This is a genomic window from Shewanella amazonensis SB2B, from assembly GCF_000015245.1.
In the GTDB taxonomy this organism is placed as follows: Bacteria; Pseudomonadota; Gammaproteobacteria; order Enterobacterales; family Shewanellaceae; genus Shewanella; species Shewanella amazonensis.
Map to the genome: position 1 here is coordinate 2090894 of NC_008700.1, position 15385 is coordinate 2106278.

A 15385-nucleotide genomic window follows, 5' to 3' on the forward strand; every position below is an offset into this window, starting at 1 on the left:
GAGTCCGGTATGATTAAAGATTTTATTTTGCCGGACATCGGTGAAGGTGTGGTCGAGTGCGAATTGGTCGAATGGCTGGTGAAAGAAGGCGACCATATTGCTGAAGATCAGCCGATTTGTGACGTCATGACCGACAAAGCCCTGGTACAAATTCCGGCCCCGTTTGCCGGTGTAGTCAGCAAGCTTTATTACGCCAAGGGTGAAATTGCCAAAGTGCATGCACCCTTGTATGCCGTTGAAATGGAAGGTGAGGGCACCGATGCGTCAGCCGCTCCCGCCGAAGCCAATGCCCAAGCTGCGCACGATTCCGTACCCGTTGCCGCTCCTGTGGCCGTTGCCGGTAAGCAGGTGGAAGATTTCTTGCTGCCCGATATTGGTGAAGGCATTGTGGAATGCGAACTGGTGGAGTGGCTGGTAAACGAAGGCGATACGGTTGAAGAAGATCAGCCCATTGCCGACGTGATGACCGACAAGGCGTTGGTACAAATTCCCGCCCTGAAAGCGGGCAAAATAGTCACTCTGCATTATCGCAAAGGACAACTCGCCAAGGTGCATGCGCCGCTGTATGCCATCGAGGTGGACGCAGAGCATCCGGTAGTCCCTCCTGCCGCAGCGCCAGCAGCCGCAGCCAACCAGGCCGAGCGCGTTGCTCCGTCTACCGCTGCTGTTAATGGAAATGGCAAGGCGCTGGCAAGCCCCGCGGTGCGCCGCATGGCCCGCAGTCTGGATGTGGATTTGTCGCTGGTACCCGGCAGCGGTAAGCATGGCCGTGTGTATAAAGAGGATATAGAGCAATACCTGAAGGGTGGCGCTGCACCAGCCCCTGTTGCCCAGACTGCGGCTCCTCAAGCCGCAGTAACTCAATCTGCGCCTGTGCTGCCTGCTGCCGATGACAGGGTTGAGCCCATTCGCGGCGTGAAAGCGGCGATGGCGCGTCAGATGATGGACTCTGTGTCCAGCATCCCGCACTTTACCTACTGTGAAGAAATTGACCTGACTGAACTCGTTGCCCTGCGCGAGCGCATGAAGGCCAAGTACAGCAGTGATGATGTCAAGCTGACCATGATGCCGTTCTTCATGAAGTCGTTGTCGCTGGCTCTTACCGAGTTCCCCGTGGTGAATAGTCAGGTGAATGCCGATTGCACTGAGCTGACCTACAAGGCCAGCCATAACATTGGTATGGCGGTGGACTCCAAGGTGGGTCTGCTGGTACCTAACGTGAAGGATGTGCAGAGCAAGTCGATTCTGGATGTGGCCCGTGAAATCACCCGCCTTACCGACGCTGCCCGCAGTGGTCGTGTCAGTCCGGCGGACCTTAAAGGCGGTACCATCTCCATCTCCAACATTGGCGCTCTGGGCGGCACTGTGGCTACGCCTATTATCAACAAGCCTGAGGTGGCCATTGTGGCACTGGGTAAGCTGCAGACTCTGCCGCGCTTTGGCGCCGATGGCAGCGTTCAGGCCCGCAAGATAATGCAGGTAAGCTGGAGTGGCGATCACCGGGTGATTGATGGCGGCACCATTGCCCGCTTCTGTAATCTGTGGAAGCAATATCTTGAGCAGCCAGAAGACATGCTGCTCGCCATGCGCTGATAGCAAACAACTCTTCTTCAAAGGACGCCTGTGGCGTCCTTTGTTTTTTCGTATCGCTTGATTCGGCCGTACTCGACGCCCCCGGGCGAAAACACCTTAATCTTTTGGTCGGGTTTTCGTATAATGCGCCAAAGTTGTGTGATGTTGGAATTACCATGAGTCAGCAAGCCCCCATTCTGGAACCTATTCAGTATCCATTTCCTGCCAAGCCTATTCCGCTGTCGGATGTGCAAAAGCTGGAATACAAAGAAAAAATCAAGGCGCTTCTAAAAGCTCGGGACGCCGTGCTGGTTGCCCATTACTACACAGATCCTGAAATTCAGGCGCTGGCCGAAGAAACCGGCGGCTGTGTATCTGATTCGCTGGAAATGGCCCGCTTTGGTCGCGATCACCCCGCCAAGACGCTTATCGTCGCCGGTGTGAAATTCATGGGTGAAACCGCCAAAATCTTAAGCCCGGAAAAAACCGTGCTGATGCCAACGCTGGAAGCCACCTGTTCGTTGGATGTGGGTTGCCCCATCGAGACCTTCAGCGCCTTTTGCGATGCTCACCCAGACCACACTGTAGTGGTGTACGCCAACACCTCTGCGGCGGTAAAGGCCCGTGCTGATTGGGTAGTCACTTCCAGCATTGCCCTCGAAATCGTTGAGCACCTGGACAGCGAAGGCAAGAAAATCATCTGGGGACCGGACAGACACCTTGGCAGCTACATCGCCAAACAAACCGGTGCAGAGATGCTGCTGTGGCAGGGCGAGTGTATCGTTCATGATGAATTCAAAGCCAAGGCATTGCGGGAGCTTAAACTACAGTATCCCGATGCCGCTGTGCTGGTGCATCCAGAATCCCCCGCCAGCGTGGTGGAAATGGCCGATGCCGTAGGCTCGACCAGCCAGCTTATCAAGGCCGCGCAAACCTTGCCAAACGAGACCTTTATCGTGGCCACTGATAAGGGCATCTTCTATAAGATGCAGCAGGCGGCTCCGGGCAAGACATTGATTGAAGCTCCAACCGGTGGCAACGGCGCCACCTGTAAGAGTTGTGCCCATTGCCCCTGGATGGCCATGAATGGCCTGAAAGCCATTGAAGCAGCGCTCAGTGCTGACGATGCCAGTAGACATGAGATTTTCGTTGATGACGCACTGCGCGAAAGAGCAAAACTGCCGCTGGATCGTATGCTGGACTTTGCCAAAACCCTCAATATGCAGGTGAAGGGCAACGCCTGATAGTCACAGTGCCAGGCTGAAACATGATCCACTCCACAAAAACCGCTTCGGCGGTTTTTTTACAGCCAATCCAAGACCAATTAGGTATATGCCAACTACACTTACCCTTTTAGAATCCATAAAGCCCTTGCTACAGGCGCGTCTTTATTAGTTTAAAGGGAATCACTATGAACATGCGATGGATTGCCAACCTCAGTATGAAACTCAAACTTATGCTGGTATTCATGCCACCTCTGTTGGGCTTTCTCATCTTTGGCGGCATTTTGCTGGACGACAAAATAGATGAGTCAAACTCTCTCCAAAATGTACAGCAATTAACAGAACTTGCTGTCATCAACAGCGCTCTGGTGCATGAGCTGCAAAAAGAGCGCGGCATGAGCGCAGGCTTTTTGGGCTCCAAGGGCCAGAGTTTTAAGGCTCAGTTGCCTTCACAACGTAGTTTGACCGATGAGAAATTGCGCACTTTCACCCAATACGTGAAGGGAAAGCAGTTCGCCAGCCATGTGCAGGATGAGGTGCAGGGGGCGGCAGCTGAACTGAGCAGACTGGCAAGCATGCGTGGTCAGGTGGATGGCCTGAGCATTTCAGTGGCAGACGAAGTCGCCTATTACACAGGCCTTAATAAGCGCCTGCTCGGTATAGTCGATGACATAGTTCATGAAGGCGCAGATAAGAAAATCGCCGTGGCGTCTGCTGCCTTCAGTGCTTATCTGCAAATGAAAGAGCGTGCCGGGATAGAAAGAGCAGTGCTTTCCTCTACTTTTGGCAACGACGGTTTCAAACCCGGAGTGTATACCCGAGCCGTGAGATTGATGTCAGAACAGGATACCTACGCAGAGCGTTTCGATGCGCTCGCTTCAGACGAGTGGCGCCGCGAATGGCAACGGACGTTGCAGAGTCCTGAAATTGCCGAAGTGAGCCGTTATCGAGAACTGGCTTTAAGTCAGGACAATCAAGCCATCGCCAAAACCTCTCCCGAAGATTGGTTTAAGGCATCAACTGGGCGGATTAACTTGCTCTACAGTGTTGAAAATGTGCTGGCAAAGAGTCTTGATGAACTCACCGATGCCCGTCTTCAGACTGCCAATTGGCATATGATGCTGATGATGTCTGCGCTTGCGGTTGTTTTGTTCCTCGTGGCGATGATGGGGCTATCGGTCATGGGGTATCTCAATCGCTCCGTGGTCCATATAGAAAATCAGATGCGTCGAGCCCGTGAAGAGTTCGATTTATCGACCCGAATCACGCTGGACAGCACCGACGAATTGGGGAGCCTTGGCAATGCTTTTAACGGCATGATGAATGATTTTGAGGCCGTTATACACCAGGTTAAAACCAACAGTCTGAAAGTAACAGATGCGGTTAAACGCATGGAATCCCACTCCAATCAGATGCGCCATGATGTAGCACAGGGCCACTCAGAGGCCGAACAGGTGGCATCCGCCATGACTGAAATGAGCGCTACAGTGAGCCAGATTGCATCCAACGCAGTGGAAGCCGCATCCGCATCCGGCAAAGCCAATCAGGAAGCCCGCACCGGTAATAAAGAAGTCGGTAACACAGGAAAAACAATAAGCGCGCTTGCATCAGAAATCGATGCCGCAGCGATTGCCATTACCAAGCTGGATACCGATATTCAGGGTATTGTGAGTGTACTCGAGGTAATAAGCGGCATTGCGGAGCAAACCAATTTGCTGGCTCTCAACGCCGCTATTGAGGCGGCAAGGGCAGGGGAAATGGGTCGTGGTTTTGCTGTTGTGGCTGACGAAGTTCGCTCGCTTGCACAGCGAGCTCAATCGTCCACTACGGATATTCGCACCATGACAGAGCGGCTTAAGGAGGGGGCCAGGGTTGCGGTGGATGCCATGTCTCGCGGCCAAACTCAGGCTCAGGCCAGTGTCCAGGAAGTCAATCATGCCGGTGAAGAGCTCAGACGTATTGTGGACTATGTGAGTGTCATTGACAGTATGAACGAGCAGATTGCAGCGGCAACTCACGAGCAAAGTGCTGTTGCTGAAGAAGTGAATCGCAATGCGCTCAGGATCAGTGAAATCTATCAAAACACCCATCAGGTCGCCGATGAGTTGGGGCGTATCAATGACGATTTGCTGAGTGCGGTTGATGCCATGGGTAAAGAAGTCAGCAAATTTTCCTTAAGTCGTGGCTGATTGGCAATCGCGGGAATTAGAAAAATTTACGCTGCTTAAAATAGGTAAAAACTGCTGGCAAAAAGCGGGTTTGAACCCGCTTTTTTGTTATTTTGCGTTCAAGCCTGCAGATGCGTGTGTGTTTGGTAACGAGTTAGGTCCCGGAAATCAGCCACGGAGACAGATCTCATCGCCCGGGAAAAGCCTTTGATACTCTGATAAATAACCAAAATGATCGTTATCTCACCGCTTTGCTCAGCAAGTATGCAAACGAGAAAATTTATTGGCTTTTTGCTTGACCCATTCGGGGCATTTGCGTAAAGTACCGCTCCGTCGACAGGGGAAAGCGAAAAGCTGACTGACGATAACAATTTGGTGAGGTGTCCGAGTGGCCGAAGGAGCACGCCTGGAAAGTGTGTATACGGAAACGTATCGAGGGTTCGACTCCCTCCCTCACCGCCACATTTAAAGAACGGGAATCAGTAACTTACTGGTTCCCGTTTTTGCTTTGGGGCGTTTTGGGGGCAAATGCGTCTTGAAATGCTTTGGGGCAGATGCGTTTAAAAAGTTAATTAGCTTTTCCCGATATGGCCCCACGCCTTCTTAATCAACGTCCTTTGGCTCCTTTTTCCAATTTTCAGCCAACGATCGTCTCTCAGCTGGTTTTCTCCTGTTTCAGGCCACTTATACCGTTTTTTGTAAATCTCGCCTGTGCCCGTATCAATTGGTCAACTCGAACCATGTTCTAGATGGTAAAGAACATCGCCAGTTAATAGCCATTTTCATCCAGCCCCTGTACATGGCTTTGACGAAGCCAAACTGATATTTAACTATCGAAATTGGATGCTCAACTTTTGCCCGGATACTCGTCTTCAGGCATTTGTAATGGATGGTTAGCTTGTTCTTGCGCCGGTGTTTCTTCAATAAATTAATCCAGCCGGGACTCTCGGAGATAGTTGGAAAATCTCACCAAGAGATAGGTGCTAATCTCGGGGGAAGGTCACTCACTTGCACCCCATAGGGTTTTATGCAAAGTTTCTACTACTAATGGTATAGCTTTAAATAATTTGAACGATGCCAGTGTCCACCGCGTAGTATGCGTGTTGGACACTTAAATACGTTGTTATACAGGCAGCATCAAAGCGCATTATCCAATAGCACTTACTTAGGGGTACAGGGAATGACACTGCGACAACATTACCGCCATGCACTGGTCTTTTCGGCACTCACCATCGGCCTGCTTGGCTGCGAACAGGCGCCGGTTGAAGTCAAAGCAACCGGCGACATCTCTCGGCCAGCCATGATAGTGACATTGCAGCCGCAGGGCATATCGCAAACCCAGTTTACCGGCGTTGTCCGCAGCGCTGAGCGGGCGGAGCTGGCCTTTAAACAGTCGGGCAAGCTTGCCAGCATGACGGTGCAGGAAGGTGATAAGGTCAGCCGGGGGCAAACACTGGCCACTCTGGATGATGCGGAGCTGAAAACCGCGCTCAATTCTGCCAATGTTGAATTTAAGCAGGCGCAAACCGATTTTGACCGTGGCAATAAAATTTTCTCGACCAGTCAGGCTATCTCGCGCAGCGATTTGGATCAGCTTAAAGTTAAGCGCGATCTGGCCGCCAACAAGGTTGCCAAGGCGCAGCAGGATTTGGCCAACGCCAGTCTCAACGCCCCCTTTGATGGCACAGTGGCACAAAAGCTGGTGAATAACTTTGCCACGGTGCAGCCCAATCAGCCGGTTTACGTTGTGCACAATCCTGCCAATCTGGAAGTGATGATCAATGTGCCCGGCAAACTGTTTCTTGAGCCCAATGCCGGTCAGCGGGCGGTGGCAGAAATCGAAGGCCTGGCCGGGCAGCGTTTTGGCCTGACCTATCGCTACTACGCCGCCGATGCCGACCCGGTATCGCAAACCTATCAGGTCGTGCTGGGCTTTGATGACCCAAGCGCCGCCAATCTGTTGCCGGGCATGAGCGCCAAGGTGTATCCGGTGATGGACAGCGCCGCGCAAAACCAGCATCTGCTGGTGCCTGTGGATGCGGTGGTGCCTTCAAATACCGGCAGCCAGTTTGTCTGGTTGGTGAATGCCGACAGCAGTGTTGCCAAGCGCAGCATCCGTGTTGGCAATATTTTGGGTAACCAAATTCAGGTGACCGAGGGTTTAAGCCCGGGTGATAAAATTGTCGTGGCAGGCGTTCACGCCCTGGCAGAAGGAATGAAGGTTCACCCAATGCAGTCGGGGGAGTCTAACTGATGGATATCGCCCGTTATTCGATTGCCAAACGCACCAGCGTTTGGGTGATCATCTGTTTGCTGCTGCTTGGGGGCTACCTTAGCTACCAACAACTGGGGCGCTTTGAAGACCCTGAATTTGTCATCCGTCAGGCGGTGGTGATCACCCCTTATCCCGGCGCCACCGCCAAAGAGGTGGCCGACGAAGTCACCGATGTGATTGAGTCGGCGGTACAGGCGCTTCAGGAAGTGAAAGAAGTTAAGTCGGTCTCCAAGCAGGGCATGTCGGAAGTGACGGTTGAAATCGACCTGCAGTTTGCCCGCTCCAAGGGGGAGCTCGATCAGGTGTGGGATAAGCTGAGGCGAAAAATCGGCGATGCCCAACGGCAACTGCCCAAGGGGGCAGGGCCTGCGATAGTTAACGACGACTTTTCTGACGTTTACGCCCTGTTTTATGCCGTCACGGGTCCGGGTTACAGCGATAAGCAGCTGTATGACTATGTCGACTTTCTGAGTAAAGAGCTGGCTTTGGTGGACGGAGTGGCCAAAACCGCCATCATGGCCAATCGCCAGGAAGAAATTTATCTCGAGTTCTCGGCTGAGCGCCTCGCTGCCCTTGGCATGAATGCCCAGCAAATCTTCTCGGTATTGCAAAAGCAGAATCTGGTGACTGTGGCGGGTGAGCTGCCTGCTGGCAATATGCGCCTGCCGGTGATCCCTCAATCAGCGGTTAGCAGCCTGGATGCACTCAAAAACCTGCCCCTTGGTCTTGGCAATCAGGGCCAGATCCTGCGCCTCAGTGATGTGGCCAATGTGGTGCGCGGCTATAAAGAGCCCATGAGCCTGATGATGACCTACAACGGCGAAAGCGCCATCGGGCTGGGTATTTCCAACATCAGCGGCGGCAACGTGGTCAACATGGGCGACGCGGTCAAGGCGCGGCTGGCCGAGCTTGAAAATCAGCGCCCCATCGGCATGGAGCTGAATGTCGTCTCCATGCAATCCGATTCGGTCAAAGCCTCGGTGGCCAACTTTGTCGACAATCTCATCGCCGCCGTGGTGATTGTGTTTGTGGTACTGCTGCTGTTTATGGGGGTGCGCTCCGGGGTGATTATCGGCTTTGTGCTGCTGCTTACCGTGTCTGGCACCCTGATTATCATGCTGATGGACGACATTGCCATGCAGCGCATTTCCCTTGGCGCGCTCATCATCGCTCTGGGGATGCTGGTGGATAACGCCATCGTAGTGACCGACGGCGTGCTGGTAAAACTGCAGCAGGGGGAAGAGCGTGAAAAAGCCATCAGCGAGGTGGTTAATGCCACCGTATGGCCGCTGCTTGGTGGCACTGTGGTGGGCATTCTGGCGTTCAGCGCCATTGGCCTGTCGCCCAGCGACATGGGCGAATATGCCGGTTCGCTGTTTTGGGTCATCCTCTATTCGATGCTGCTGAGCTGGGTGTTTTCGGTCACCATTACTCCGCTGCTGTGCCATCAATTTTTGCAGGTTAAACAACAAGCTGCTGGTCAGAGCGAGGGCAAGGTACTCGGCGCCTATCGCTCCATGCTGATGTGGGTACTTGGCAACCGCATCCTGACCGGACTGGGGTTGATTGGCCTGCTGGCGCTGGCACTGTTTGGCATGCGTCTGGTTCCTCCGGGCTTTATGCCCGAATCACAGCGGCCGCAGTTTGTGGTGGATGTGTATTTACCTCAGGGTACTGACATCAACTACACCCATACCGTGGTTGGCCGTATCAGCGATGAGGTGGCCAAAGAGGCGGCTGTGACCGGCATTACCAGCTTTACTGGCGGCGGCGGTCTTCGATTTATGCTGACTTACTCCCCCGAGCCGCGTAACCCGGCCTATGGCCAGCTGCTGATAGATGTGGATGATTATCAGAACATTGCGGCATTGGTGGTAAAGCTGCAGCAGCAACTCTCTGAAAACTATCCCGATGCCTCCATCAAGGTGTGGAAGTTTATGCTTGGCCGCGGCGGCGGTAAGAAAATCGAGGCGGGTTTCAGTGGCCCAGACCCAAGGGTACTGCGTGAACTGGCCGAGCAGGCCAAGGCGCTGATGTTGCAAAATCCTCAGCTGATTGCGGTGCAGGATGACTGGCGCCAGCAGGTGCCTGTGCTGGTGCCCAAATACGATCAGGCGGTGGTGCAGCAACTGGGGCTGACCAGTGTGGAGCTGAATCAGGCGCTGACACAAATGCTCAGTGGTACTACGATTGGCTCCTACCGCGAAGGAGATGACCTCATTCCGCTGGTGGTGCGCGCGCCCGAGAGTGAACGCCGCTTTGAGCGTGCCATTGAAAGCCTACAGGTTTACAGCCCGGTTGCCGGTCGTCAGGTACCGCTCAGTGAAATGACCAGCGACATCGCCGTAGAGTGGCAGGATGCCATTGTTCGCCGCATCGATCGCCAGCCCACCATTCTGGTGCAGGCCGATCCCGCGCCGGGCGTGCTCACTAACGAAGCGTTTAACAGAGTTCGCCCTGAGATTGAAGCCATTGCGCTGCCACCGGGTTATCGGCTTACCTGGTATGGTGAGTACAAGGCCTCCAACGATGCCAACGAAGGCTTGGCCTCGTCAGCGCCGTTTGGCTTTGCCGCGATGATCTTGGCCGTGGTGTTTATGTTCAATGCGCTCAGGCAGCCGCTGGTTATCTGGCTCACTGTGCCCTTGGCCGTGATAGGCGTGGTGGTGGGGCTGGTACTGTTTAACACCGCGTTTGAGTTTATGGCCATTCTCGGCTTTTTGAGCCTGATTGGCATGATGGTGAAAAACGCGATTGTGTTGGTGGATCAGGCCGACAGCGATATCCGCGCCGGCGCTGCGCCACTGGACGGGTTAGTGCAGGCCTCGGTCAGCCGTGCCCGCCCTGTGGTGCTCGGTGCCCTGACCACCATACTCGGGGTTGCGCCGCTGATTATGGATCCGTTCTTCAAGAGCATGGCGGTGACCATTATGTTTGGTCTGCTGTTTGCCACCGCCCTGACATTGATTGTGATCCCGCTGCTGTACGCCGCCCTGCTGCGGGTACCGGCACCCACGCGCTGAAGCAACCCAGCAGTGTGCTGGCAATTTTTGTAATATAAAGAGGGTGATTAAACCCTCTTTTTTTCTGAATTTCGACCCGTATTGCACCTCTGCTTGCTTTACAAGTAGTACCTGTCTGTTTGGCTGGGGGATGTTTGTACACGTTTAATCAAGATGTGCCGCCCCTTTACTGAGTTCAGAAGACATAGTGTTGGTATGGCATATGGTCATGTTTACGTTGAAATTGTTCGAATGATTAGCCTTCAGTAGTAGGCTCTGGCTTGTGGTCAGTGATGAGAAAGCGTTGTAGCGATGGCGCAAAGTAATGCTTACAGTAATGCCTTTAAATTTTATATTTAATTTAAAATCAATTAATTGAGTGGATAAGTCTTATTCCTCCCTCCCACATTTAATGAACTGGAATCAGTAACTTACTGGTTCCCTTTTTTGCTTTGGGTACGTTTGAGGATCAAATCAGCACTTTCTGGCAGCTTTTATCCGCTCAGGATTTGGTATTCCGTTCAGACAAGCGCAAAATTCGTAACAAGAAATGTACTGACTTAAATTCACGGCAATTTAATGGTTTACTTAGGGACTTTATTCATCAAAGTCCCTTAGAAGGACTGAAAGGAATGCGCTGTGAAAAAAACTACGTTAGCCCTCGCCATTTCACTGGCCGCACTGTCTCTTGGCGCCTGCACAGATAGCACCACCTCAAGTGGTCATGTACAACATGCCACTGCCAGTAGTGTCACAAGCCAACAGACTCAATCTTTTGCCTCCTTCAGTGAAGCCTTTATCGATTCCCTCTGGCAAGTGGCTCCGACCTGGGCACTCTACAGCGGTTATCACAAATACGATGGCATCTTGGAAGTAGCCGATGAGGCCCAGCGTGCCAAAACCCTCGCGTTTGTTAATTCCCAGCGTGAGATGCTACAGGCCTTCAACACAAAAAATCTCTCCACCAGTGAGTTGATTGATTACCGCCTGATTGAAAATCTGCTCAATAGCGTCGAGTGGGAACAAACCCGTTTTCGTGCCTGGCAGTGGGATCCTTCCGGTTACAATGTGGCAGGTGGCTTTGCACAAATCATCAATGAAGATTTTGCGCCGTTGGATGAACGTTTGCGCTCTGTGGTATCTCGTCTTGAGAATGTACCCGCCTACTATGAAGCGGCGAGAAAAAATATCAAAAATCCGACGCTGGAACACACCGAGCTTGCATTGCTGCAGAATCAGGGTGCGTTCTCTGTTTTTAACGATGAGCTTATTGCAAAAGTGGAGAGTTCTGGCCTTACGGATGCCGAGAAAACACTGTTTAAACAGCGTTTTGATGCCGCAATTTCAGCGATAAATGAGCATATCATTTGGCTCGAAACCCTGAGCAATAACCTCAAGGTCAATGGTGCCCGTGATTTTCGTATTGGCGAAGCACTTTACGAAGAAAAATTTGCCCTGGATATACAGTCGGGTATGACGGCCAAGGCGCTTTACAATAAAGCCAGCGCCGATATGGTGCGGGTGCATGCTGAAATGGCCAGGATCACCAAGGAGATTTGGAGCAAGTACTTCACTGAGACAATGCCCGACGACTCAAAGGTCGCGACGCGAATGCTGATTGATAAGCTGTCGGCAAAGCACGTGAAGCGTGAAGACTTTGTGAATGAGGTGAGGGCGCAAATCCCAGAGCTGGTTAAATTCGTCAATGATAAACAGCTTATTACGCTCGACCCCAATAAACCACTGGTGGTACGCGAGACACCGGAATACATGCGTGGCTACGCCGGCGCCTCTATCAGTGCCCCCGGACCTTATGACAAAGGGGGCAATACCTATTACAACGTGACTCCGCTGGATGGGATGTCGGACGAATCTGCCGAGTCATATTTGCGTGAATACAATCACTGGATTTTGCAGGTGCTCAATATCCACGAGGCGATTCCGGGCCACTACACGCAATTGGTGTATTCCAACGAGTCCCCCAGTCTGATTAAGAGCCTGTTTGGCAATGGCGCTATGGTAGAGGGCTGGGCGGTATACACAGAGCGGATGATGCTGGAAGAGGGATATGGCAACTTTGAACCTGAAATGTGGCTGATGTATTACAAGTGGAACCTGCGGGTGATTGCCAACACCATTTTGGATTACAGTATTCAGGTCAAGGGCATGACACAGGAAGAGGCCATGACGCTGATGATGGAAGAGGCCTTCCAACAAGAGGCTGAAGCGGCGGGCAAATGGCGCCGGGCGACCCTAAGCCAGGTGCAGCTGACCAGCTATTACGCCGGGTATCGGGAAATCTACGACTTCAGAGAAGAGCTCAAAGCCAAATCTCCCGAGAGTTTTGATTTGAAAGCATTCCATGAGCGTTTCCTGAGCTTTGGCAGTGCGCCGGTCAAATATATCCGAGAGTTAATGGTGAACTAACCAGCATCTTTACAAACAGAAGGGTCGCATCGCGGCCCTTTTTGTTGTGAAGAAAAAGCGATATATAACATAGCGCTAACATTCAGAACCAAGGTCACATAACAGTGGCAAATCTACTTGGCTGAGGCTTAATATCATGCTAATGTGAATAACAACCGTTCGCATTTAGATTTGAATCGTGAATAAAATACTCTTGGTCGAAGACGACAATGGATTTCGGGAGCTGCTAACCGAGGCTCTCGAGCGGGAAGGTTTGTGTGTATCTGTTGCCACCGATGGCTTTGAAGCCCTTACTTTGATGGAAAAGGATACGCCAGAACTTATTCTTCTGGATCTGATGATGCCGGGAATGGACGGATTTTCCATGTTAATGCAACGGAGAAACCAGTTACCCGTGATTGTGATATCCGCACTCGACAGCGAAGAAGAGCGAATTCGTGGATATCAGTTGGGCGCCGATGATTTTTTGACCAAGCCATTCAGCATCAAAGAGTTAATCGTACGCATCCAGGCGCTGGCCCGAAGGCTGAAACGCCAGGATGTACCGACACACAAAGAAGCAGACACCCACATTCACTTTGATGAAACACGCTACACAATCGGTATTGGCGACCGGCAAGTCATGCTTACCCAAACCGAGTTTAAATTGTTTCGCTACTTGTTTGAACGAAAGGGGCAGGTCGTGACCAAGGCCGAACTGCAACGTAGTGTGCTGCAGAAAGAGTTTGGCCGTTTTGACCGTAACCTTGATATGCATATCAGTAATACCCGCCGTAAGCTTGCACAAACCAAGTTGCCGCGCAGCATGATAAATACGGTTCGTGGTCAGGGGTACAGCTTCGCCTGTTGTTAGTAAGAATTGGCCGCAACGCATTCAAGAACGGTTGCTTTTAGGGTATTCTAGGGCATCTTTCAGGCTCGGTATCGCCGGGCATGTATCCTACACACAGAGCAGGAACAGCAGATGCGGATCAGCGCCAATTTTGACGGTGGCAACATTCAGGTTGTCAGCCTTGACGATCATAACGACATTCAACTGGCGATTCGTCCAGACGAAGGTGGCGAGTTCTATCAGTGGTTTAACTTTCGGATGGAAGGCGAAGTCGGAAATCATTTCCGTCTGAATATCATTAACGCCGCTGCGGCATCCTATCCGAAAGGTTGGGACGAGTATCAGGCAGTGGGCAGCTACGATCGCCAGAATTGGTTCCGTTTACCCACGCAATTTCAGGATGGCAAACTCACCATTGATGTCTCCCTGGATTGCAGCAGTATCCAAATTGCCTATTTCGCCCCATACAGCTACGAACGTCATTTAGATTTACTCGCCGCAGTGCAAATGCATCCTTTGGTCGACCTTGAACATCTGGGGCTTACTCTGGATGGTCGTGACATGACCCTGGTTAAAGTGGGTGATGGCGACAGCAACAAGCGCAATATCTGGATCACCGCCCGTCAACATCCCGGTGAAACCATGGCAGAGTGGTTGGTGGAAGGCTTGCTAAACCGCTTGCTCGACCGTGAAAACGCCACCGCCAAGGCGCTGCTGGATAAAGCCAACTTTTACATTGTCCCCAATATGAACCCTGATGGCAGCGTGCGTGGCCATCTGCGTACCAATGCCAAAGGCGTAAACCTGAACCGTGAATGGCAAGCCCCATCCCTTGAGCGCAGCCCTGAAGTTTTTTATGTGGTTAATCGCATGAAAGAAACCGGCGTTGACCTTTTCTATGACGTCCACGGTGATGAAGGTTTGCCCTATGTCTTTGTAGCTGGCGCAGAAGGCGTACCTTGCTGGGATGCTCGTCTGGCCGATTTGCAACAGCAATTCACCGATGTGCTGAGCCTTGCCAGTGCCGATTTCCAAACTGAATTTGGTTATGCCAAAGATGCGCCGGGCAAAGCCAATCTGACGGTGGCGTCCAACTGGGTAGCCCAGACATTCAATTGCCTGTCCAACACCCTGGAAATGCCGTTTAAAGACAACGCCAATCTTCAGGATCCCTTTGTGGGTTGGTCCCCTGAACGCAGTCAGCAATTGGGTGAGGCGTCACTCATAGCCATGCTGGCGGTTGTAGACAAGCTGAGATAATTCTTATGGCGTTAGTGCAATGTCCTGTCTGCAATAAACGGATCTCGAGTAAGGCGCCCCAGTGTCCACACTGCAGCACCTCATCAGCAGGTGACAATGAGTCGGCGCTGAGGATTGCGCAGATCAAAAAGTCGCAGCGCCTGATGAACCAGAGTTTCATCACCATGACCCTGTTTATCGGTGGCGTAGTGGTGCTGTTTTGGGGCGGAGAAGAGCCCGAAGGTGTGCGTCTGACGGCCGGTGCAGTGCTATTGACCCTGGGGTTTGTTGGCTATCTGGTCACCCGAGTCCAGATGGTGATAAATAAGCGGAAAAGTGTATGAAAGACTTGAATCAGCTGATTGATGAGATGCCATTGGAAGTATACGAGCGCATGCGTTCGGCCGTTGAGCTTGGCAAATGGGAAGATGGCAGTGTACTGACCGAAGCCCAGCGTGAAAATGCCATGCAGGTCGTGATGCTGTACCAGGCCCGGATGCTTGACCAGGACGAACATTTCACCATCGCCCGCGGTGGCAGCATCAATGAGCTCTCCAAAAGCGAGTTGAAACGTCGTATGGCTTCGGATTTCGGTGGTGAAACCATCGCGACCTTCAGTAACGATGAAATCTGATCTGCTCAGTGAG

The 15385-nt window shown here is 52.2% G+C and carries 10 protein-coding genes, 1 tRNA gene and 1 pseudogene; 11 read left to right on the forward strand and 1 reads right to left on the reverse strand.

The annotated features are described in order from the left end of the window. Positions 1–9 precede the first annotated feature (9 nt). The 4 genes from SAMA_RS08925 to SAMA_RS08940 all read left to right on the forward strand — a co-directional run bounded on the left by SAMA_RS08925 (position 10) and on the right by SAMA_RS08940 (position 5425). A complete protein-coding gene (locus tag SAMA_RS08925; RefSeq protein WP_011759825.1) occupies positions 10–1593 on the forward strand; it encodes a dihydrolipoyllysine-residue acetyltransferase in 1584 nt (527 codons plus the stop codon). Between the two features lie 155 nt (positions 1594–1748). Then, on the forward strand, positions 1749–2816 hold the full coding sequence (gene nadA, locus SAMA_RS08930) for a quinolinate synthase NadA (RefSeq protein WP_011759826.1): 1068 nt from the start codon (positions 1749–1751) through the stop codon (positions 2814–2816). A gap of 167 nt (positions 2817–2983) precedes the next feature. Then, positions 2984–4984 carry a methyl-accepting chemotaxis protein gene (locus tag SAMA_RS08935; protein WP_011759827.1) on the forward strand — a complete coding sequence of 667 codons (2001 nt, stop codon included), beginning with the start codon at positions 2984–2986 and terminating at the stop codon, positions 4982–4984. A gap of 353 nt (positions 4985–5337) precedes the next feature. Continuing rightward, positions 5338–5425 (forward strand) — tRNA-Ser (locus SAMA_RS08940). A gap of 283 nt (positions 5426–5708) precedes the next feature. Here the strand turns inward: SAMA_RS08940 and SAMA_RS19760 are convergent. Then, positions 5709–5917: pseudogene (locus SAMA_RS19760) on the reverse strand (IS5/IS1182 family transposase); the annotation flags it as partial. A 226-nt stretch (positions 5918–6143) separates the two neighbouring features. Here SAMA_RS19760 and SAMA_RS08945 point away from each other — a divergent pair. The 7 genes from SAMA_RS08945 (at position 6144) to SAMA_RS08975 (ending at position 15372) form a co-directional block, all read left to right on the forward strand. Then, positions 6144–7217 carry an efflux RND transporter periplasmic adaptor subunit gene (locus SAMA_RS08945; RefSeq protein ID WP_011759828.1) on the forward strand — a complete coding sequence of 358 codons (1074 nt, stop codon included), beginning with the start codon at positions 6144–6146 and terminating at the stop codon, positions 7215–7217. After that, on the forward strand, positions 7217–10261 hold the full coding sequence (locus SAMA_RS08950; protein WP_011759829.1) for an efflux RND transporter permease subunit: 3045 nt from the start codon (positions 7217–7219) through the stop codon (positions 10259–10261). Before SAMA_RS08945 ends, SAMA_RS08950 begins: the two co-directional genes overlap by 1 nt. Positions 10262–10879: 618 nt before the next feature. Then, on the forward strand, positions 10880–12667 hold the full coding sequence (locus tag SAMA_RS08955) for a DUF885 domain-containing protein (RefSeq protein ID WP_011759830.1): 1788 nt from the start codon (positions 10880–10882) through the stop codon (positions 12665–12667). 178 nt (positions 12668–12845) lie between these two features. After that, positions 12846–13520, forward strand: coding sequence for a response regulator transcription factor (locus tag SAMA_RS08960; RefSeq protein WP_011759831.1), 675 nt, complete (start codon positions 12846–12848; stop codon positions 13518–13520). 111 nt (positions 13521–13631) lie between these two features. Continuing rightward, entirely contained in the window at positions 13632–14759 is a 1128-nt protein-coding gene (locus SAMA_RS08965) for a M14 family metallopeptidase (RefSeq protein WP_011759832.1), read from the forward strand. 5 nt (positions 14760–14764) lie between these two features. Further along, positions 14765–15082: a hypothetical protein gene (locus SAMA_RS08970; RefSeq protein ID WP_011759833.1), complete on the forward strand. Its 318-nt coding sequence runs from the start codon at positions 14765–14767 to the stop codon at positions 15080–15082. After that, entirely contained in the window at positions 15079–15372 is a 294-nt protein-coding gene (locus SAMA_RS08975) for a YeaC family protein (protein WP_011759834.1), read from the forward strand. Before SAMA_RS08970 ends, SAMA_RS08975 begins: the two co-directional genes overlap by 4 nt. Positions 15373–15385: the final 13 nt, after the last annotated feature.